Here is a 599-nt window from a genome sequence, read left to right on the forward strand (position 1 = left end):
GGCGTGGCGCGCCGGTTCGGGGCCGATGCGCTGCGGGCGCTGGACCAGGCCTTTGGCGACGTGCCCCATCCCTTGCCCTGGATCGAGCTGCCCGAGCGCTTTTCGCTGTCGGCCGAGCTGCCCGCGCTGGCCGAATCGGCCGGCACCTTGCTGTGGTCCGCCAACCGGCTGCTCGGGGTGCTGCACGGCTGGCTGCAGGCGCGCCAGCAGGGCGTGCTGGCGCTGGAGCTGGCCTGGCGCCACGACCTGCGCCGCATCGACGGCGTGGACCTGCCAGCCCAGCAAAGCCTGACGGTGCGCACGGCCGAGCCCACGCAGGACCTGGCCCATCTGCGCCGCCTGCTCGCCGAGCACCTGGGCCGCCAGCGCCTGGCCGCGCCGGTGAACCAGATCACCCTGAGCGGCACCGACACCCGTCCCTGGGCCGAGGCCAGCGCCAGCCTGCTGCCGCCCAGCCCCGAAGACGCACGGCGCGCGCAGGGCGAGCCCTGGCACCAATGGGTGGAGCGGGTCTCGGCCCGGCTCGGGGCGCAGCAGGTGCAGGTGGCCGTGCTGCAGGCGGACCACCGGCCGGAATGCATGCTGCGCTGGGAGCCGGC

Annotated in this window: 1 pseudogene; it reads left to right on the plus strand. The window is 75.5% G+C overall.

Features of this window, described 5'->3' with window-relative positions:
* Nucleotides 1–599: pseudogene (locus AC27IQ_RS26745) on the plus strand (DNA polymerase Y family protein); the annotation flags it as partial.

This window comes from Acidovorax sp. KPB24-07, from assembly GCF_057543315.1.